This is a genomic window from Streptomyces sp. NPDC029139 (genome assembly GCF_055564335.1).
The window spans coordinates 310,581-329,923 of the sequence record NZ_JBVHWN010000006.1; the positions used below are offsets into that span (position 1 = coordinate 310,581).

The 19,343-nt window shown below is 72.5% G+C and carries 21 protein-coding genes; 15 read left to right on the top strand and 6 right to left on the bottom strand.

Going from position 1 to position 19,343, the window contains the following annotated elements; all coding sequences use genetic code 11:
- The first annotated feature begins 137 nt into the window (after nucleotides 1–137).
- The 7 genes from ACZ4VW_RS17265 (at nucleotide 138) to ACZ4VW_RS17295 (ending at nucleotide 6,309) form a co-directional block, all read left to right on the top strand.
- Nucleotides 138–1,004, top strand: a complete 867-nt coding sequence (locus ACZ4VW_RS17265) for a helix-turn-helix domain-containing protein (protein ID WP_467963067.1) — start codon at nucleotides 138–140, stop codon at nucleotides 1,002–1,004.
- Nucleotides 1,005–1,320: 316 nt separating this feature from the next.
- Complete coding sequence (locus tag ACZ4VW_RS17270; protein WP_467963069.1) at nucleotides 1,321–1,632, top strand: hypothetical protein; 312 nt, start codon at nucleotides 1,321–1,323, stop codon at nucleotides 1,630–1,632.
- 92 nt (nucleotides 1,633–1,724) lie between these two features.
- Nucleotides 1,725–2,762, top strand: coding sequence for a glycoside hydrolase family 43 protein (locus tag ACZ4VW_RS17275; protein ID WP_467963071.1), 1,038 nt, complete (start codon nucleotides 1,725–1,727; stop codon nucleotides 2,760–2,762).
- Nucleotides 2,763–2,911: 149 nt separating this feature from the next.
- Nucleotides 2,912–4,111, top strand: coding sequence for a PP2C family protein-serine/threonine phosphatase (locus tag ACZ4VW_RS17280; RefSeq protein ID WP_467963073.1), 1,200 nt, complete (start codon nucleotides 2,912–2,914; stop codon nucleotides 4,109–4,111).
- A gap of 134 nt (nucleotides 4,112–4,245) precedes the next feature.
- Nucleotides 4,246–4,614 (top strand): luciferase domain-containing protein, encoded by a 369-nt coding sequence (locus ACZ4VW_RS17285; protein WP_467963075.1) that lies wholly within the window; start codon nucleotides 4,246–4,248, stop codon nucleotides 4,612–4,614.
- 160 nt (nucleotides 4,615–4,774) lie between these two features.
- Nucleotides 4,775–5,668 carry a YhjD/YihY/BrkB family envelope integrity protein gene (locus tag ACZ4VW_RS17290; protein WP_467963077.1) on the top strand — a complete coding sequence of 298 codons (894 nt, stop codon included), beginning with the start codon at nucleotides 4,775–4,777 and terminating at the stop codon, nucleotides 5,666–5,668.
- Nucleotides 5,669–5,808: 140 nt separating this feature from the next.
- Nucleotides 5,809–6,309, top strand: a complete 501-nt coding sequence (locus ACZ4VW_RS17295) for an NUDIX domain-containing protein (RefSeq protein WP_467963079.1) — start codon at nucleotides 5,809–5,811, stop codon at nucleotides 6,307–6,309.
- Between the two features lie 110 nt (nucleotides 6,310–6,419).
- Here ACZ4VW_RS17295 and ACZ4VW_RS17300 read toward each other — a convergent pair whose 3' ends face one another.
- Nucleotides 6,420–6,941, bottom strand: a complete 522-nt coding sequence (locus ACZ4VW_RS17300; protein WP_467963197.1) for an AMIN-like domain-containing (lipo)protein — start codon at nucleotides 6,939–6,941, stop codon at nucleotides 6,420–6,422.
- Nucleotides 6,942–7,113: 172 nt separating this feature from the next.
- Here ACZ4VW_RS17300 and ACZ4VW_RS17305 point away from each other — a divergent pair, with 172 nt between their 5' ends.
- Together ACZ4VW_RS17305 and ACZ4VW_RS17310 are read left to right on the top strand one after the other, a co-directional pair.
- The gene (locus ACZ4VW_RS17305; protein WP_467963081.1) at nucleotides 7,114–7,332 is read left to right on the top strand and encodes a hypothetical protein; all 219 of its coding nucleotides are present in this window, start codon (nucleotides 7,114–7,116) and stop codon (nucleotides 7,330–7,332) included.
- A 58-nt stretch (nucleotides 7,333–7,390) separates the two neighbouring features.
- The gene (locus ACZ4VW_RS17310; RefSeq protein WP_467963083.1) at nucleotides 7,391–7,888 is read left to right on the top strand and encodes a peptidylprolyl isomerase; all 498 of its coding nucleotides are present in this window, start codon (nucleotides 7,391–7,393) and stop codon (nucleotides 7,886–7,888) included.
- Nucleotides 7,889–8,069: 181 nt separating this feature from the next.
- Here the strand turns inward: ACZ4VW_RS17310 and ACZ4VW_RS17315 are convergent, their stop codons facing one another.
- A complete protein-coding gene (locus tag ACZ4VW_RS17315; protein WP_467963089.1) occupies nucleotides 8,070–8,327 on the bottom strand; it encodes a type B 50S ribosomal protein L31 in 258 nt (85 codons plus the stop codon).
- A gap of 188 nt (nucleotides 8,328–8,515) precedes the next feature.
- On the opposite strand from ACZ4VW_RS17315, the gene ACZ4VW_RS17320 reads away from it, so the two are divergent.
- A complete protein-coding gene (locus ACZ4VW_RS17320; protein WP_467963091.1) occupies nucleotides 8,516–8,734 on the top strand; it encodes a hypothetical protein in 219 nt (72 codons plus the stop codon).
- A 43-nt stretch (nucleotides 8,735–8,777) separates the two neighbouring features.
- Here the strand turns inward: ACZ4VW_RS17320 and ACZ4VW_RS17325 are convergent, their stop codons facing one another.
- Nucleotides 8,778–11,276 carry a SpoIIE family protein phosphatase gene (locus tag ACZ4VW_RS17325; protein WP_467963093.1) on the bottom strand — a complete coding sequence of 833 codons (2,499 nt, stop codon included), beginning with the start codon at nucleotides 11,274–11,276 and terminating at the stop codon, nucleotides 8,778–8,780.
- A 255-nt stretch (nucleotides 11,277–11,531) separates the two neighbouring features.
- Here ACZ4VW_RS17325 and ACZ4VW_RS17330 point away from each other — a divergent pair, with 255 nt between their 5' ends.
- The 5 genes from ACZ4VW_RS17330 to ACZ4VW_RS17350 all read left to right on the top strand — a co-directional run bounded on the left by ACZ4VW_RS17330 (nucleotide 11,532) and on the right by ACZ4VW_RS17350 (nucleotide 15,117).
- Nucleotides 11,532–12,296 carry an alpha/beta fold hydrolase gene (locus ACZ4VW_RS17330; protein ID WP_467963095.1) on the top strand — a complete coding sequence of 255 codons (765 nt, stop codon included), beginning with the start codon at nucleotides 11,532–11,534 and terminating at the stop codon, nucleotides 12,294–12,296.
- A gap of 68 nt (nucleotides 12,297–12,364) precedes the next feature.
- Nucleotides 12,365–12,631: a hypothetical protein gene (locus tag ACZ4VW_RS17335; RefSeq protein WP_467963097.1), complete on the top strand. Its 267-nt coding sequence runs from the start codon at nucleotides 12,365–12,367 to the stop codon at nucleotides 12,629–12,631.
- 72 nt (nucleotides 12,632–12,703) lie between these two features.
- A complete protein-coding gene (locus ACZ4VW_RS17340) occupies nucleotides 12,704–13,213 on the top strand; it encodes a DinB family protein (RefSeq protein WP_467963099.1) in 510 nt (169 codons plus the stop codon).
- Between the two features lie 180 nt (nucleotides 13,214–13,393).
- Entirely contained in the window at nucleotides 13,394–14,797 is a 1,404-nt protein-coding gene (locus ACZ4VW_RS17345) for an FAD-binding oxidoreductase (RefSeq protein ID WP_467963101.1), read from the top strand.
- A 53-nt stretch (nucleotides 14,798–14,850) separates the two neighbouring features.
- Nucleotides 14,851–15,117, top strand: coding sequence for a hypothetical protein (locus ACZ4VW_RS17350; protein ID WP_467963103.1), 267 nt, complete (start codon nucleotides 14,851–14,853; stop codon nucleotides 15,115–15,117).
- Nucleotides 15,118–15,291: 174 nt separating this feature from the next.
- Here the strand turns inward: ACZ4VW_RS17350 and ACZ4VW_RS17355 are convergent, their stop codons facing one another.
- The 3 genes from ACZ4VW_RS17355 to ACZ4VW_RS17365 all read right to left on the bottom strand — a co-directional run bounded on the left by ACZ4VW_RS17355 (nucleotide 15,292) and on the right by ACZ4VW_RS17365 (nucleotide 19,338).
- Nucleotides 15,292–17,142: a hypothetical protein gene (locus ACZ4VW_RS17355; RefSeq protein WP_467963105.1), complete on the bottom strand. Its 1,851-nt coding sequence runs from the start codon at nucleotides 17,140–17,142 to the stop codon at nucleotides 15,292–15,294.
- A 100-nt stretch (nucleotides 17,143–17,242) separates the two neighbouring features.
- Nucleotides 17,243–17,455: a DUF4287 domain-containing protein gene (locus tag ACZ4VW_RS17360; protein ID WP_467963106.1), complete on the bottom strand. Its 213-nt coding sequence runs from the start codon at nucleotides 17,453–17,455 to the stop codon at nucleotides 17,243–17,245.
- Between the two features lie 155 nt (nucleotides 17,456–17,610).
- A complete protein-coding gene (locus ACZ4VW_RS17365; RefSeq protein ID WP_467963108.1) occupies nucleotides 17,611–19,338 on the bottom strand; it encodes a glycoside hydrolase family 6 protein in 1,728 nt (575 codons plus the stop codon).
- Between the last annotated feature and the right edge of the window lie 5 nt (nucleotides 19,339–19,343).

Below are 19,343 nucleotides of genomic sequence, written 5' to 3' on the forward strand. Positions count from 1 at the left end.
TGTGTGCTTGTTTGCCTGCCTTGCATGGAGATCCCTATGTTTCTCGCCTGTTGGGGAGGGTCCGTCCCGGGCTGCGGAATCGACCCGCCGGACCGCTCCGTCGAGCCGGACCCGCTGGATCGAGGGGGAGACACGTGGTGCCTGGGGGTGAGGGGCAGCGGACCGCGGCCCAGGAGCTGGCCGGCCGGTTGCGGGCGCTTCAGCAGCGGTCGGGGCGCACTTTGCGCTCGCTGGAAACCGAGGTGGCGATCAGCGACTCGTCGCTGTCGCGCTATCTCCGCGGCAGTACGGTGCCGCCCTGGAGCACGGTCCGCGACCTGTGCCGGGCCCTGAAAGCCGATCCGGCCGAGTACCGGCTGTTGTGGGAAGCGGCGGACCGGGCCCAGTCCGTACCACAGACGGGCCGCACCGCCGGCCCCGCGCCCGGGTACCCCGAACCCGCCGTCGCCACGCCCCGGTGGAGGCGCGCGTCAGGGCGACTGCTGAGCAGCCGGAGGATGTGTGCCTCGGCAGGAGCGCTGATCGGCCTCGTCGTCGGCAGCGCGCTCACCGCGCTCGTCCTGCCACCGCCCGCCCCCTCCGCTCCGCTCGCGCCGGCCGCGGCCTCCCCACAGCCTCCTCCGCCCGGCGCCCAGGCCGCTGCCGCCGGCCAACTCCTGGTCAACCGCGCCACCGGGGGATGCCTGGACCACAGCCTCGACGAGGGACTGCGCTCCTTCAAGTGCAACGCGCTCAGCTATCAGAGGTGGACCCTACGCCGAGGAGCGGACGGCACCTGGCAGCTCAGGAACCATGCCACCGGCTCCTGCCTGGAACACGGGAGAGCGGGACTGCGGGCCGTGGAATGCCGGACCACCGCCGTGACCCAGAAGTGGTCCTACACCTCGACGCCCGACCACGCCGCCGAGCTGAGGAACACCTCCACGGGTGCCTGCCTGGACGACAGCGCCGCCGGCCTGCGCGCACGGCCCTGCAACCGGGCGGCCGCCCAGAAGTGGGCCTGAAGCGCTCGCCTCGGCCACTGGGCGAGACCGACCCCGGGCGCGTCCCGACGGCCGGACCGCAGGCCGCCACCGCGTCCCGCCAGTGCTTCCGCCTGTCCCGGGACGGGCACGTCCCCGCAGGTCACAGACGTGGATGTCCCGAGATCCATGAAGCGGCCGGGACCGGATTGTGCCGGGCCGGGCACCGGAACAAGCTCCTCACATCGGCTCGCACAGCACCTCTCGGGGTGAGCGACCCGACGCTCCGCGGCCGACGGCACCGCCGCACCCGGCCGACGCGGATCCTGCACCGATCCACTCTGCGAAAGGCACTCCCATGAACCGTGTACGCATTGCTCTGCCCGCCCTCGCCGCAGCCGCGGTGATCGCCCTCGGTCTGTGCGCCGCCGCTCCCGCGGTCGCCGCTCCGACCCCCACCGCCGCCGTTGTCGCCGCCACCGCCGTGGGACAGCCGGCCTCCGTCGCCGAGGCGCCGGCGGCGGAGGGCCTGGACGTCCACCGCGGCAAGTACCTCTCGCTCGGTGGCTGCCAGACGGCCGGTCAGCAGGGGATCGAGCGAGGCCACTGGGACCGGTACCAGTGCGCCCAGGGCTCCTTCTGGCTCTGGAACCTGTGGACCAACCGCTGATCACACCACCCCACCGGCCGGCCGCCGACGCGCGGACACCGCTTCGTCGGCGGCCGGCCTCCGCCTCCTCCACCAGCAGGGAGCACCACTTCATGCCCCGTCAGCGCCTCGCGAGCCTGCTCGGATGCCTTCTCGTCGCCCTCGCCGGCGCGGCCGGCGTCACCGGCCCGCCCGCCCGCGCGGCCGGCGTCACCGGCCCGCCCGCCCTCGCGCCCGGCGGCACCGCCGCCACCGTGCGCGCCCCGGTCCTCGACCGCAACTTCCCCGACCCGGACATCGTGAAGGCGGGCAGGACGTACCACGCCTATGCCACCAGCGACATCGGCAGGAACGTCCAGCACGCGACCTCAGCCGACCTGACCCACTGGTCCGTCGCGGACACCGACCCCTTGCCGCGGCTCGGCGCCTGGGCGGACCCCGAGAAGCCGCGGGTGTGGGCCCCCGAGGTGTTCGACAACGGCAACGGCTTCACCCTGCACTACACCGCCCACGACCGGGCCGGCGGCAGGCAGTGCATCGGCGTCGCGCTGGCCACCTCCGCGAACGGACCGTTCACCCCGGTCGGCGAAGGCCCCCTCGTCTGCCCCACCGCACAGGGCGGTGCCATCGACGCGGCCTCCTACACGGAGCGCGGCCGGCGGTACCTCCTCTGGAAGAGCGACGGGAACTGCTGCCGCATGGACACCTGGATCCACCTCCAGCCCGTCTCCTGGGACGGCACCGCCCTCACCGGAGAGGCCACCCCCCTGATCAAGCAGGACCGGGACTGGGAGGGCGAACTCGTCGAGGCCCCCACCCTCGTCAAGCGCGACGGACGGTACGTCCTCCTCTACTCCGCCGACGCCTACGCCCGCGAAATCGAAGGCGGTCGGAGATACAAGACCGGGTACGCCGTGGCCACGAGCCTCCACGGCCCGTACACCAAGGCGGCCGCACCCCTCATGACGACGGAGACCTTCGCCGGCCAGGCGATCGGCCCCGGAGGCCAGGACGTCGTCACCGGCCCGGACGGCCGCGACCACATCGTCTTCCACGCCTGGAACGCCGACCGCACCCTGCGCGCGATGCACCTCGCCGACCTCCGCTTCACCCACGGCCACCCCGTGGTCGGAGACCACGGGACGCGCTAGCGCCCGCCGGTCGGCACATTCCCGGCAACCTCGCCCAGCACCACTTCCCGGCACCCCCTCCCAGACACCCCCTCCGTGGCAGGCACGTCGTGGCGCTGGTCCAATGGGATCAGCGCGCCGGTCGGAACCATGGCCGCGGAGGAGGTGTCTTGTCGGAGCGAGCGGGGGAACGGACCTCCCCGGCCGAGGACCATGCGGCGGTCCTGGCCCGGCTGCGGGCCACCTCGGCCGCGATCGGCGAGATCGGCGCACGCCCCGGCGAGGCGAGCGTCTGCGAGGACCTGGCGGGGTTCCTCTGCCGGCACGGCTACGAGGCCGCTGCCGTGGACCTCCGGCCCGAGGACGGGCCCGGCTGGACACGTACCGCCGTGGCCGGCGACGCCGGGCTCGTCCACCGGCTGGAGCCGCGGCGCGAGAAGGAGGCGCCCTGGACCTACCGGGACGTGGGCCCCGACGGCGGCCCCGTGCAGGTCGTGTCGGCGCCCCTGGAGTGCCGGGGCCGGATCATGGGGTGCGTGAGCGCCGTCAGCGTGCGGACGGCCGCCCTCGGCGAGCACGAGACGGCCGTCGTCCACGACGCGGCACGGCTCGCCGCGGTCCACCTGGACCACGCCCGCCGGCTCACCGCCACCGAGCGGACCGCCTTCCACCTCCAGCAGGCGCTCGTCGCGGAGCCGGGCCGGCCGCACCCCAACCTGGAGATCGCCGGACGCTACCTGCCCGCCGGCGCCAGGACGCTGGTGGGCGGCGACTGGTTCGAGACCGTACGGCTCCACTTCGGCCGCAGCCTCCTCGTCGTCGGCGACGTGATGGGGCACGGCCTCGACGCCGCCGTCGACATGAACGCGTACCGCTCGGCGCTGCGGGACGTGGCCTCCACGGACCTGCCGCCCCACCGGGTCCTGCGCCATCTCGACTCCGTCGTCGCGGACGACGGCGGGCGGCGGCCCGCGACCTGTCTGCTCGTCCGGGTCGACCCCGCGCGCGGCACGGCCACCATCGCCGGCGCCGGGCACCTGCCGCCCGTGATCTTCGCCGCCGACGGTTCCGCGGACCTGGTCGAGCTCCCCGTCGGCCCGCCGCTGGGGACGGGTGTCGGCGGGTACGAATCCGTGAACCGCGGCCTCGCCCCCTCCGACACCCTCGTGCTCTTCACCGACGGACTGGTGGAGCGGCGCGGCGAGGACATCGACGTCTCGCTCGCCCGGCTGGCCTCGCTCCGCGTGCGCCCCGGCTCCGGGCCCGAGGAAATCGTGGAGGAGGTCATCGAGCGGCTCGGGGCGCACGACGCCGAGGACGACGTCGCCGTCCTCGCGGCCCGCCTCCGCGAGCGCCCGGCGGCCCCGTAGACACCCCTCGACGGGGGCTCTTCGTGAGACCCCGCGCGCCCTGTGTGACCAGGGACAGGTCGGTTTCACGCCTCGGCGCGATTCTTTCCCCCGGACGCTTGTGCAGGGGCCTTCCGACCGGCACGCTCCTGGGTATGAACACAGCCCGGCTCGCCGGTGAACGTCTGATGAGTTGGCCTTCGTTGGCCCCCGCCCGCGCCCAGTGCGGCGCCGAGCTCGGTCTGAGCACCGCGACGCACGACATCGTGCACTTCCACGGCGAGCACGAGGCCGACGTCCACCTCACTCGGGCCATGATCGCGAAACTGCGCCCCGCCCTGCTGGGCTCGAGCGCCGTCCGACTCCGAGCCGGATCGGGCTGGGTGACGGTCCGTCTGGACATGGGCTCCGACATCGACCTGCTGACGACTCTGGTGAGCGCCGCGCTCCAGGCCTCCACCCGGGGCCCGGACGCCGTGCCGGACGGCTGCACCCGCACCTGCCTCACACCCCTACGGCACTGAGGGCGCCCGGACCGAGCACCGGCCGGGACCCGCACCGCGCGCCCCGCCGCGGACGCTCCCGAGGTTCCCCGCCGCCGAACGCCCCCGACGCGCCGTCACGTACCCCCCGTTCGGCGGCACGACGGAGGCGTACCGGCGTCCGGCGGGTACTCCCCGTGGCATGCCCCCCACTCCCGGCGCGCCCCACGACGGTGCCCCCGCCGAACACGGCCACTGGTTCCGCCGGCTCCACCGGTCCGTCCTGGTCTCGGTCGTCGGACTCGCCTGGAACCGCGGGCGCGAGGTGGAGCTCATGCACCGCGCGATGGGCTTCGCGGCGCTCAGCCTGCTCACCCTCGTCCCCCTGCTCATCGTCGTCGCCGCCGCTGACCTCGCCAGCGGCCAGGGCTTCGCCCGCTGGCTCATCCAGGGCCTCGGGGTCTCCGAGGTGTCGCAGGAGGAGGTCGAGCGGCTCTTCGGCAAGCCGGGGGCGGCACTGCAGCGCACCACCGCCTTCGGTCTCGCCGCCCTCGCCGCGTTCGGTGTGACCTTCGGATCCGCCGTGCAGACCGGATACGAACGGGTCTGGGACCTCCCCACCGCCCGCTGGCACACCATGTGGCGCCACGTCGTCTGGCTGGGCGTCCTCGTCGTCGCCCTGCTGCTCTTCGTCGCGGCCCCCGAACGCCACGAGTCCTCCGCCACCGTCACCTACCTCGTCGCCCTCGGCGACGTCGTCGGTGCGTTCTTCTTCTTCTGGTGGTCCCAGCGATTCCTGCTGTGCGGGCGCATCCGCTGGCGCGCGCTCGCCCCGGGCGCCGTCTGCACGGCAGTGGGGCTCTTCGGGCTGCGGATCTTCTCCCAGTTCGTCTTCTCCCCGCTGATCGCCGCCAACGCGGTGACGTACGGTCAGTTCGGTACGGTCCTCGTGCTGCAGTCCTGGCTCGTCGGCGTCGGCTTCGTCGTCTACGGCGCCGCCCTGGTCGGGCGCCTCATCCACGAGCACCTGGTCCTGCGCCGGATCGACCGGCTCCCGGCCGAGCTGCCGGACGAGTCTCCGGACGACGCATCCTGACGCCGAGGCCCACGGGCCGGCTGCTCACCCGTGCCCCCGTGATCACACGATCCGGTGGACGTGATCGCGGAGCGCGGGACGGGGGCGCCGGGACCGGTTGGATGGGGTGACCCACCGGCCCGTCGAAAGAGAGCTGACCCATGGCGAACACCTGGCTGCCGCCCGCCGAGTACATCGCGACGCTGCCGAGGGCGACGGCGTACGCCTGTCTGTACTTCACCGACAGCGACGGTCGGCCGTTCCAGTTGCGCGCCACCTACAGCACCGATCTCTGGCAGTGGCCGGGCGGCAACATGGACCCGGGCGAGACCCCGTGGGAGACGGCCGTACGCGAGTGCCACGAGGAGACGGGGATCGTCTTCGAGGGCGAGCCGCGGCTCCTCGGCACCCATTTCGTCTCCGCCCGCGGGGAGGAGTGGCCGGCCAACCACATCGGGTTCATCTTCGACGGTGGCCTCCTGACGGAGGAACAGCTCGCGGGCATCGTCCTCGACCCGGACGAGCACAGCGAGTTCCGCGTCCGCACCCTGGCGGAGTGGCGGCGGGAGATGACGCCCGGGAACTTCGCCCGGCTCGCCGAGATCGACCGCGCCCGCCGCTCCGGTACGACGGTGTACGTGGAGACGGTGCCCGAGCCCTGAGCGGCCCGGGGGCGCCGTACGGCGGGGGCCTCCTGCGCGAGAGGGGTCGCACGGCGAGAGGGGTTGCACCGCGGGGGCCGTCGGCGGGACGGCCCCCGCGGCTCACCTCTTCAGGCCCGGCAGCCCACCGGGTGGGCGATGTCCAGCACGAGGCGCTCGGGGGAGTGGAGCCGGAAGGTCTTGTAGCTCGGTTTGCTGTCGAAGGCCGCTCCGATGGTCACCACACCCTCGAAGTCGCCGGTGAGGGCGACGCCCTTGAGCGTGGGCAGATGGATCTTCAGGAGCCGGGGGCCCTGGTAGACGGACCCGCCGGACTCGTCGTGGGCGGCGGCGGGGGAGAGCCTGATCTCCAGGAAGTGCTTCCCGGCCAGCGGAACCCGCTCGCCCGAGCCGTCGTAGTGAAGTGCCGTGACCGGTGTCACCGTGACCGGGGGCATCGCGCCCCGGACGTCGACGACCAGGCGGTCGAAGGAGGCGTGCCCGCCCCAGCGGGCGTTGACCACCAGGGCGGTCGAGGGCGGTGCCGCAGCCCGGGACCGTTCCGTGGAGGCGCCGGCGGGGATCGTGGAACCGATCCCGGCGGCGAGAAGGATGCCGGCGGCCACAGCCGCGAGGCTCTGACGGTGAAGCATGACGTCCCCCAATTCCTGCTGCTCCGGGGACAGTGGTGTCATTAAGTGAGACATCCACCACAACCATACGGTTCCGGGGGTTTTGCAAGGAATAGAGGTGATTTGCGCAGGGTGATCTGTTCACATGGAGCGCAGGCCGTAACCCCCGGGCTCCTCGGCAGTTGACCAGGGCATGAAGAAGCGCAGCATGCTCGCCATCGCCTCCCTCGCCGCCGGTGTCGTCACGGCCCTCGTCAGCCCGCCGCCGCACGCGTCCGCGGCTGACCACGGCGTCGGTGGAGCCACCGGTCTCCTGCAGAACGACAACCCGGTCGCCCCCCTCCTGGAGGACACCGCCCCTCTCGTGACCGACACCCTCCCCCAGACCCCGGACACCGGCGGCCTGGTGTGACGCTCCGATGGGGCAGCCCGTGTGCGCCCTGCGTGAGCGGGAATGACAGGATGTCCTCATGAGCAACAACGTTTACTTCGACATCACGATCAACGAAGAGCCCGCGGGCCGTATCGTCTTCAAGCTGTTCGACGACGTCGTCCCCAAGACGGCGAAGAACTTCCGTGAGCTCGCCACCGGCGAGCACGGTTTCGGCTACGCCGGCTCCCCGTTCCACCGCGTCATCCCGCAGTTCATGCTCCAGGGTGGCGACTTCACCCGGGGCAACGGCACCGGTGGCAAGAGCATCTACGGCGAGAAGTTCGCGGACGAGAACTTCACGCTGAAGCACGACCGGCCGTTCCTGCTGTCGATGGCGAACGCGGGCCCGAACAGCAACGGCTCCCAGTTCTTCATCACCACCATCGTGACCGACTGGCTGGACGGCAAGCACGTCGTCTTCGGCGAGGTCGTCGAGGGTCAGGACCTGGTCAAGAAGATCGAGGGCCTCGGCTCCCGGTCCGGCGCCACCAGCGCCAAGATCGCTGTTTCCGCCTCCGGCGTCGTCGAGGCCTGAGCAGCACCGGTCCGCGTACCACCCCCATGACGGGAACAGGTCCGGCCGCCCCCGCGCACCATGTCGCGGAGGCGGCCGGACGTCGTATGAGGGGACGTCGTACGACCAGCGTTCCGGTGCAGACATCGAGCACCGGGTCCAGCCCACTCCGTGGCCGAGCAGGTCCACGGGCAGGGCCCGATCAGGACTCCTCGCCGCCCTCGCCGTAGCGGCGCTCGAACTTCGCGATCCGGCCCTCGGTGTCCACCGTCCGCGCCTTGCCCGTGTAGAACGGATGGCTCTCGGAGGAGATCTCGACATCGACGACCGGATAGGTCCGGCCGTCGTCCCACTCGATGGTCTGCTCGCTGGTCGCCGTGGACCGGGTCAGGAAGGCGAACCCCGCGGAGCGGTCGCGGAAGACCACCGGGGCGTATTCCGGCTGCTTGTCCTGCTGCACTGTTCCTCCTCGGGCTGCCTGCTGCTGGGCCCAGCCTCGCCGGACCGGGCCCGGTCGACCAGTGCCACGGGGCCGACCGGGTGAGGACGCCGGACAGTACGACACCGTTCCGCACAGATCGTTGCCGGGATACCGTGGGCTCGAACCGGAGCGGAACCCGTGACGGTGCGACGACGTGGGGGCCCGTCATGACTTCGATCCTTGTCTTCTTCGGTGTGCTGGGCGCGCTCGTCCTGCTGCTCGTCGTGAAGCTGCTGCGGCGCGGGAGCGGGCGCACCGAGAACGCCGACGGCCTCCTCATCGAGCAGGCCCGGCGTGTGCAGGCGAGCAGTGACCGGACGTCGTTCTCGTCCTTCTCGGCGCACAACGCGCCGCCGACCATGACCGACAGCTACCGCCGCCCCTGAAAGGCTGTCGGGGGACACCGACGGGCTCGGGCGGGCTCGGGGCTCAGTGGTGATGGGCCCAGCGGGCGGCCAGGAGCAGGGCGATGTCGTCCGGGCGGTCCGTGGCCTGACGGGCGTCACGGATCAGCCGGTCCGCGGTCTCCGTGAGCGGAATCGAACCCGTCACCGAGAAAGTGCGGCGCAGCCACTCGACCCCCTCGTCGATGTCGACGCCCGGGCGCTCCACCAGTCCGTCCGTGTACAGGGCGAGGACGGCGCCCGGGTCCAGACGCAGCTCGGTGACCGGGTACGCGGCGTCGCTGTCGATTCCCAGGACCAGTCCGCCCGGCAGGTCCAGTACCTCCGTCCTGCCGTCCGGCAGGCGCAGCAAGGGCTGGGGATGTCCGGCCCGGACGGCCTGCGTGACGCCGGTCGCCGGATCGAGGACGACGTAGCAGCAGCTGGCGAACTGCCCCGGATCGAGGTCGATCAACAGCCGGTTGGTGCCCTGGACCACTTCCTGCGGCGGATGGCCGCCGAGGGCGAACGCCCTCACCGCGCTGCGCAGTTGCCCCATCGTGGCCGCGGCCGCGACACCATGGCCCTGGACGTCGCCGATCACCAGCGCCAGCAGACCGCGCCCCGTCTCGATCACGTCGTACCAGTCACCGCCGACGTCCATGCCCTGCGTGCCGGGCAGATACCGCGCCACCGTGTCGACCTGCTCGCGGACCGGCAGCCGGCGGGGAAGCAGCGCGTCCTGCAGCCCGCGGGCCAGGGCGGCCTCGCTGTCGTACCGCCGCGCCCGCTCCAGCGCCTGGGCGATGAGACCGGCGAGGGCGGTGAGGACCGTACGCTCCTCCGGGCTGAAGCCGCGCGGCCGGTCGAAGCCGAGGATGCACGAGCCGACGGGCCGGCCCGAGGCGATCAGCGGCAGGAAGGCCCGGGCCCCGGTGAGGGCGTCCAGCGGGAGATCCGGATAGGCCTGGCTCATCTGCTCGATCGATTCGAAGAACAGCGGCCGGCCGGTCGTGAGCGCCTCGACCCCCGGCAGATGGGCGTCGAGCCCCACCCCGTCGAACGGCTCCAGGAAGCCGGGCGGAAAACCGGTCTCCCACGCGAGATAGAGATGCCGTTCGCTCAGCAGATAGATCGCCAACTGCCGCCCGCCGAAGGCCGGTAGCAGCTCGTCCGTCACAACCGCCGAGACCTGACGGGCCGTCACCGCCTCGGTCAGCGCGATGGCGAGCGCCACCGGCCGGTACAGCGCCGACGCCCGGTCCGCGGGAGAGCCGATGCCGGCGTCCGGCCGGGAGACGGACCCGGGCTTGTAGGAGGGGCCCCTCTCGGGCAGCAGCACCAGGGTGACGCCGTCGTGGCCGGGATAGAGCGAGACCGACAACCACTCCGCCTCGGTGGTGTGGGCCAGGAAGTGCACGGGCTCGTCCGAGAGCAGCGAGGCCCGCAGGTGCTCCTCGTACGCGGGATGCTCGAGCCACGGCAGGACCTCGAACACGGTCCGCCCGGCGAGTGTCGAGCGCGGACGGCCGAGCAGCGCCTCGGCCAGATGGTTCACGTACGAGATGCGCGCCAGACGGTCGATCGCGAGGATCGCCCGCGGCAGCCGGTCGGTGGCGTCGGAGCCGACCAGGCCGGTGCCCAGGTCGACCAGCGAGCCCGTCAGCCGGCCCGGACGGTCGCTCGCCGCGCGGGCCGAGACCTCCAGGAGGTGGAGCCCGCCGTCGGGCCCCTTGAGCCGGATCCGGCGTGCCACCTGCGCACCGGACTCGGCCGCTCGGCGGGCCATCGTCCACAGCGCGTAGCTGTCCTCCGGAGCGAGGCGGGCGGTCAGCGCCTCGATGGTCCCGGGGAAGGTGTCATCGTCCCCGATGATCGCCCGCAGCCCTGCGTCGGCGGTCACCGTGCCGCTGGTCAGGTCCCAGTCGAAGTAGCCGATCCGGACCGGCTTCGTGCCGCCCGAGGGCAGCTGGACACACACCGGTTCCTCGGGCCATTCGACGGGCGTGCCGTCCTCCATGAGCCCCCAGAGCGTCTCCCCGAGCCGGCGCGCCTCCCGCGCCATCCGCATCCGGTCCCTGGAGTTCACCGGGACGCCGGGGCTCGGCGTACGCAGCACCACGAGCACCCCGAAGCGTTCCCGGCCGTGCACGATCGGCTCGTACAGCGAGGCGAAGGGGAAGGGGAGGCTCGCCACCAGTTGCGGGAACTGCCGCATGGCCTCCTCGACGTCCGCCAGGTGCACCGGCTGGCCCGAGCGGTGAGCCTCGGCCACCGGGAACGGCCGGTTCACATGCATCCGCCACCAGGGACGGAACAATCGGCCCGGCAGTCCGGCCAACACGGCCATGCGAAGCAGCCCCGGCGTCCCGGACCGGAGATAGACCACGCCCGCGTAACCGCCGACCGCCTCGATCGTCCGGAGCGCGCTCTCGGCCAGGACCAGCGGAAGCGCGTCGAGCGGCTGCCCGTCGGTCCGCGTACTCGCGGGAGCCTCCCCGGCCCCGGCCGACGGGGCAGGGCCGGCCTCGCCGTGCGACGTCACACAGCCAGCATGCTCCCCGGCCGTGGGCCCTCGCATCTCGAAACCGGCCGCGAAGCGTGACCGGCCGGACACGTATCGGGTCACTCCGGAGCGCGCCCCGGAAGCGCCCGGTCGCCCCCGTGCGCCGCGGTGCGCCCCCGCCCGGACGGTTGACCGGGCCGCCGCGGCTCGCGACACTCGATCGTCGGCGGCCGGTCGGGAGCGCCGACACGCAGGTGCCGGAGCACTTCCACCACCTCGTGACCAGGGGGCGTGATGACGGGCCAGGTTCTTCCGTACGACGTAGAGGGCGACGGCCCCCGGCGGGCGCTCGTGCTGCACAACTGGTTCGGCGACCGCACCAGCTTCGACCCGCTGCGGGCCCATCTGAACGGGGTCACCGGCACGTACGCCTTCCTCGACTGCCGGGGCTACGGGGAGGCGATCGACACCGAAGGCGCGTTCACGATGGAGGAGGTCGCCGCGGACGCGCTCGCCGTCGCCGACGACCTCGGCTGGGACTCCTTCAGCGTGATCGGCCATTCGATGGGCGGCAAGGCGGCGCAGCTGATGCTGCTCGACGCGCCCGAGCGGGTCCGCTCCCTCATCGGCATCTCGCCGGTGTCCGCCGCCGGCTTCCCCCTCGACGACGCCGGCTGGGCGCTGTTCGCGGGGGCCGCGGAGGACCCCGCGAACCGACGGATCATCATCGACACGACCACGGGCGGCCGGTACGACGACGCCTGGCTGGACCCCGTCGTGAAACGTTCGGTGGAGCGCTCCTCCGCCCGGGCCTTCCGGGCCTATCTCGACTCGTGGTCCCGCACCGACTTCCACCGGCGCGTCAAGGACAACCCGGCCCCGGTCCTCCTCGTCGTCGGCGCCCACGATCCGGCGCTCGGCGCCGAGGCGATGGCGGCCGGCTGGCTCCGCTGGTACCCGAACGCCCGCCTCGAAGTCCTCCCGGAGGCGGGCCACTACGCCCCGGAGGAGACCCCGCAGGCGCTGGCCGCGGCGATCGAGGACTTCCTCGCCGGCTGATGACCGGCCCGCCGGGCCGGTGCGGGGCCCGGGGCGGTGCGTCAGCATGGACGGGGAGAGGCGGTGCCATGGAGACGTCCGTGCTGACAGCCGTGGTCGCGGCGGCCGCGCTGGTGTGCCGGGCCGCGGTGCTCGAACTGCGCGAGCCCGGCACGGGCCGCCGGGCCTGGGCCTTCACCACCGACCGGAGGGCGCTGGGCGCGGGACTCGGTGCCGCGCTCGCGCTCGGCGCGACCGGCTGGCTGACCGTCGGGGCGGAGACGGTGGTGTGGGCGGGCCTCGCCGGGATCCTCGTCGCGTCCTTGACGGCCGAGCGGCGCCCACCGGAGAGGTGAGTGCCGGGCGGGGGAGGGGCGGAAGGAAGTAGGTTCGGTTCCCGCACCGGATCGTGACGAGGAGCAGAGACCGTGACCGACGACCCCCGCACCGGACCGCCGCGCCTCGGAAGTGAACGCGACACCCTGCGGGCCTTCCTCGACCACCACCGCGCGACGCTCGCGATGAAGTGCGCGGGGCTCAGCGACGACCAGCTGCGCGAGCGGTCCATGCCCCCGTCGACCCTGTCCCTGCTCGGCCTGGTCCGGCACATGGCAGAGGTGGAACGCGCCTGGTTCCGCCGGGTCTTCGAGGACGGCGAGGCGCCGATGGTCTGGTCGGACCGGATCGACTTCCAGGCCGCGTACGACGCGAGCCGGTCGACCCGCGCCGAGGCCTTCGCCGCCTGGGAGGCCGAGGTGGAGAACTCCCGGCGGATCGAGCGCGAGGCCGCCTCCCTCGACCTCGTCGGGCACCAGCCGAGGTGGGGCGAGGACGTGTCGCTGCGGATGGTGATGGTGCACGTCCTGCTCGAGTACGGCCGCCACAACGGACACGCGGACTTCCTGCGCGAGGGTGTCGACGGCACCGTGGGCGCCTGAGCCCGCCGCCACCCGATCCCCCGTACGCCGCCGCCAACACGCCCTGCGGGCCGGCTCACAGGTCGCGCAGGCGGACGACGACCACGGCGACGACCTCCCGCCCCTCCCACGGCCCGCTGGCAGCGGTCACCGGCCGGTGGGACGCTGGCCAGAGGGGCCGAATCCGCGCAGGAGTGAGCAATGGGCACAGTCCCCGCCGCGCAGGTGGACGAGGTGGCCTTCCAGGAGCTGGAACGATCCTTCTCCGGCAGGCTCGTCCGACCCGGCGACCCCGCCTACGACGAGGCACGGCGCATCTGGAACGGATCCATCAGCAAGTTCCCCGCCCTCCTCGCGTACTGCACCGGCGTCGCCGACGTCGTCGCCGCGCTGCGGAGCGCGAGGCACAGCGGCCTGCCCGTCGCGGTGCGGAGCGGCGGGCACAGCTTCCCCGGGCAGTCGCTGTGTGAGGGCGGCATCGTCATCGACCTGTCGGCCATGAGCGGAATCCGCGTCGATCCGGTGAACCACACGGTCAGGGCCCAGGCCGGAGTCCTGCTCGGGGCGCTGGACCGCGAGACGCAGCACTTCGGGGCGGCCGTGCCCGCGGGCATCGTCACGCACACCGGCCTCGCCGGACTCACCCTCGGCGGAGGGATCGGCTGGCTGATGCGCAAGCACGGGCTCACCGTGGACCAGCTGGTCTCCGCCGACGTCGTCACGGCCGACGGCACCTTCGTCACGGCGAACGAACACCAGGAGCCCGAACTCTTCTGGGGCCTTCGGGGCGCGGGCAGCAACTTCGGCATCGTCACCGAGTTCGAGTTCCGGCTCCACCCCGTGGGACCCGTCGTGCTCGCCGGACCCATCCTGTGGCCCCTGGAAGAGGCACCGCAGGTGCTGCGCTTCTACCGGGACTGGATCACCGACGTGCCCGACGAGCTCACCACCATCGTCGTCCACCGCAAGGCCCCGCCCCTCCCCTCGATTCCGCCCGCGCTGCACGGCCGGCCGGTCATCGCGGTGATCAGCTGCTACGCCGGGGACATCGAGACGGGTGAGCGCGTCCTCCGGCCGCTGCGGGAGTTCGGGACACCCCTGCTCGACCTGTGCGCGCCCAAGCCCTATCTGCAGCACCAGTCCATGTTCGACCCGTCGTTCCGCCCCGGCTGGTGGTACTACGTGCGGTCCTGCGACATCGAGCGACTCGACGACGAGGTCATCGACATCAGCGCGGCGCACGCACAGCGGATCACCTCCCCGCTCTCGACGTGTAACATCTTCCATCTGGGTGGTGCGGTCGCCCGCGTGGGCGAGGACGAGACCGCGTGCAGCGGGCGCAATGTGGTACACACCCTGAACATCAACGGCAACTGCGTCGACGCCGAGGGCTTCGACGAGGCGCGCGCCTGGGCACGCGCCTGGTGGTCCGCGCTCGAGCCGTACCACGCCGGTGTCTACGTCAACTTCCTCATGGAGGAGGGCGCGGACCGCGTCCAGCAGGCGTACGGGGCCGACAAGCTCCGCCGACTGCGCGCCCTCAAGAAGGAGTACGACCCCGGCAACGTCTTCCGCTCCAACCAGAACATCGCTCCAGCGGCCTGACCGGGACCCTCGTGGCCGGGCGATTGTCAGTGCCGGGTGCCATGCTGCCGGGTATGGACGAGCTGATGAGAGGGCGTGTGTACGGCGCCGACCACGACGATCCCGATCCGGGCCCACGACCCGGGCGCGTCTACCGCGAGCTGGTGGCGGGCCCCTTGGACGGCCTCCTGCTCGACGTCACCGGATGGACCGCGCGACAGCTCGAGGAGGGGGCCGCCCTCGCCACGGAGATCGGCTGCTACGGCCCGGGGGGCCACGCCCGGTACGGGCCGCGCGAGGGCGACGACGCGCACTGGGACTGGGAGGGCGACACCCGCTAGGGGGTGTCTTGCCGATCTTGCCGGGCTCGCGGAGTCTGGCACGCACGCTCGCCGCGTTGTCGTCGGTCGCCAACGCTCCGCGTTGACTCCCTCCTCCGCCCTACGATCGCACGCACCAGACTCCGCTCCCTCAGCCGGCCTGATCGACAAGACACCCCCTAGGGGCGGACGGCGCTACGTTCGCAACACGCCCTCTTCGCCCGGGGGCCAGGGGTAGCCGAGTTCGCTCGCGTGCTCCTGGCTCCCGCCTCCGACCCGTGCGCACGTCTTCGGGTCGGTGGTTTCCAGGAGCCGGAGCGCGGCGGCCGCCCGGAGATCCGGGGGCGCGCCGTCGTCCGGCAGCCGCCAGAGGAACTGCAGCCACGCCCCGTTCGCGTCCTGCCGCCCGGCGGCGAGGCCCGGCCGGAACGTGAAGGACAGCACCGTGGTGTCCGGATCGTTGTAGTCGGTGCCGACCCATCCGAACCGGGCGTCCCAGCGGGTCAGGAGATCCGGCCGGTCGCGCAGTCCCGCGGCGAGCAGGCGCGCGGTGATCCGGGCCGGCCACGCCCAGGAGTGGTCGTTCTCGGCGCGCGTGATCTCGGTGTCGTAGGCGGTGGCGTCGAAGCGGTACGCGGGGAGTCGCGGCTGTCCCCGTCGGCCGGAGGCCGTGCTGCGCCAGTCGCGCCACACGACGTGGCTCCCGTCCCGCTGCACGGTGACGTAGAGAGCCCCGCAGCAGCCTTCGGTGCAGTACGCCTCGGCGAGCTGCACCTCCCGTGGCTCGGCCGTCGCCCGCAGACGTCCACTGTCGAGCAGGTACTCCGGAGCGTGCCCGGGGCCCCGGCCGAACACCTCCGGCACGAGGGGACGTCCGTCGATCAGCAGGCGCGTCTCGGCGCAGTCGGGGTCCGCCGGGTCCCGGACGGCGACGACGATCCGGAGCCGGGGCTCGTCCGCCGGACGGCGGACGAACGGCTGCCGCACCGTACGCCGGACCCATGCGGCGCGGCGGCGTTCGGCGGCGTCCTCCGGCTCGCGGTCGGCCACGACGGCCCAGGCCGGGTCCCGCAGGACGCACTCCAGCGAGTCGAGGAGCGCCTCCCGCCGGCCGGGCGGCCACGGGAGCAGGCGGCTCGGGCCGCAGTACAGGTCGAGGGCGAGCGAGAGCAGGGTCGCGCAGTGGTCCAGCGTCGGGGAGAGGAGGGAGGCACGGGCGGCGACGGCCTCGAAGGCGCTGACGGCCTGTTCGTAGGAGAGGATCTCGGGCCGGTAGTCGCGCTGGCTCGTCATCCGTGACAGCAGCCTCGCCGCCTGGGCCAGGACACGGGTGTCGACCGGCTCCTCGCGCAGGATGTCGACGAGTCCCATGGCCTCCGCGATCCTGCGAGCCGTCTCCGGTCCCAGGGCGCGCGGGTGGGGGTCCATCGCCACCAGGGCGGCGCGGGCGGCCGTGTCGTCGTGCACGGCGAGCGCGTCGACCAGCGGGCGGAGTCCGGGGCGAGTGACGCTCACGGTGAGCCTCAGGAGGGCGGCCGCGGGGCGGTCGAGAGCGTCCAGCGCCTGGACGGCCGTCCCCGTGAACTCGCGGAGCAGGCCGAGCGTCCGAAGGCACGGGACGTCCTCCGGCTCGCCGAGCCGCGCCAGGAGGCAGAGGCCCACGCCGACGGCCTCGGCACTCGTTCCCGTACGGGTCAGACGGCGGCCGAGTGCCCGCGCGGCCGCCTCGTCCGCCGGCGGCAGACCGGCGACGGCGCGGCGGACGTGATGCACCCGTACGTTCAGCTCACGCAGACACCGGTGCACCTCCTCGGCGGCCCACCCGGTGCGCGGATCGGAGAGGAGGGGGGTGAGGGCGTCCACGAGCGCCTCGTGGGTCTCCCTCCAGCCGTGAGGGGAGCGCCGCTCGGGCCGTGGAGGCTGCTCGGGGAGGGGGTGGCCGCGTCCGGGTGGGCGGCCGTCGGACTCCGCGGCGGACAGCCGCAGCGCGTAGTCGTACAGGGAGGGCCGAGGGGTGAGCGCTCCGCGCTCGTCCGGGGCGCTCACAGGGCGGAGTGATACTCGATTCCGTAGGTCATGCGGCGATCCTGCCAGGCCCGGCCGGTCATGTGCGAGCGAATTGACCGGGCGGGGCGCTGACATGGGATCACCTGCCGCTGTCCTCCGCGAGCGTGTGCGCGACGAGGGCGTTGGCGTGGCCGTGCCCGAGCCCGTGCTCCGCCTTGAGCCAGGCGACGAGTTCCATGTGCTTGGTCAGGGGCGAGGAGCGGATGAGGTCCTTCCACGCGTCGATGGGGCGGCCGTACTTCTTCTCGATCGAGGGGAAGTAGCTCGCGGGGCCCTTCACGGCGTCGGCCATGGCGTCGGTGTCCTGTCCTGTCGGTGCGGAGTGTTCTTGTACGTATGACCGGACGGGACCTGCGAAGTGAGCGGTTCGGGGCTGTGCGGTGGATCACATGAGCGTGGCGCGCCGGCCGGAACGCGGGTTCCGGCCGGCGCGGGGGCGAGCAGGGGTCAGAGCGCCGGGTGGGCGTTCTTCATGAGCTCCTGGAACTGGGCCGAGAACCACTTCCCGGACAGCGGCGCGTCCGGCAGCGCGCCCGACATGCTGTTCCCGTTGCGCGCGTTGCCCGTGTACGTCGGGTCGCACATCCGGTCGAAGCCCTTGCCCTCGTCGTTCGGGATCTCCTTGCTGGCGCCGTCCGACTCGCCCGGGGGCTTCATCCAGACGTACGCGTCGATTCCGGCGGCCGGCGCGGCCTGCGGCCGCTCGCCGAGCCCCGCGCCCGACTGGTTGCACCAGTTGCCGAGGTGGATGCGCCGGTCGTAGCGGCCGCCGTTGACGTAGGTGTCGACGTTCGTCAGCGCCCCGGGCCCGGCCGGCCGGGCCGTACCGCCCCAGCCGTTGCGGGAGGTGTCGATCAGCATGCCGAGCTTCGAGTCGAAGCCGAGCGAGACCAGCTTGTCGCGCATGGCCTGGGCGTACGACAGCTCGTCCGTGTACCGGTTCCAGTCCACCCACTTCGACTGACGCACGGAGACGCCGTTGACCGAGTCCCCGATCTTGAAGTGGTCCTCCTTCAGCGCGCTGTAATTGGCCGTGTTGACGATGAAGCCGTGCACGTTGGCGACCGTGGAGCCCTCGGCGGTCGCGGCCGTCTTGAACAGTTCGGCGGACGCGCCGAAGTTGTCGTCCCAGCCGAGCCAGCCGTGGTGGCCCGCGTCCACGTAGTTGTAGACGTTCGGGATCGAGCCCAGCTTGTTCAGGGCGTAGCCGACGCCCTTGATGTAGTTGCCGTTGGCCTTCATCACGTCACAGTTCGCGGTGGCCGTCGGGCGCCCGGACACATTGGTGACCAGGTTCGGCAGGGAGTCGATCTCGACGGTGGTGACGATGCGCAGGCCCGCGTACTTCGGGTCGGCGAGGATCGCGGCGATCGGGTCGATGTACTGCGTCTTGTACTTGTCGATCTCGGTCGGTCCGAGCTCACCGTTGGAGGCGAGCGCGGCGCAGTCGCGGCCCGGCAGGTTGTAGATGACCAGCTGCACGACGAGTTCGCCGCTGCCCTTCTGGGTGAGGGCGCGGTCGAGGTGGTCGCGCAGGCCCATGCCGCCGTTCACCCCGGCGATGGCGGCGGTACGGTCCAGCCACACACCGGTGGGCTGGTTGGAGATCCTGGTGCCGCCGGGCTCGGCCGCCGCCTTCGCCGACCACTCGGGGTTCACATAGACCCGGGCGCCGGCGTACGGGTTGTCGGCCTTCGTGCCCGCGGGCGGCGGCGTGGTCGGGGGAGTGGTGGGCGGCGTCGTCGGCGGCTGCGTGGCGCCGTTGCAGACGACTCCGTTGAGCGTGAACGTCGCCGGGACGGCGTTCGTGCCCGTGTGGGAGCCGTTGAAGCCGAAGGAGGTCGAACCGCCCGTGGTGAGGTTTCCGTTGTACGAGAGGTTCTTCGCGGTCACGGCTGCGCCGGACTGGGTGAGGGTGGCGTTCCAGCCCTGGGTGACCTGCTGGCCGCCCGCGTAGGACCACTCCAGCGTCCAGGAGCTCAGCGGGTCACCGGTGTTGGTGACCGTGACGTTGGCCCCGAAGCCGTTGTTCCACTGGTTGGTGACCTGGTAGTCGACCCGGCAGCCGGCCGCGGCTGCTCCGGCCGTACTGGTCATGACGGTGGCCGTGGCGCCGGTGGCCGTGATCAGGCCGAGGGCCGCCAGAAGGGCGGTGCGGCTCGTGGTGCGGCTCATGTCGT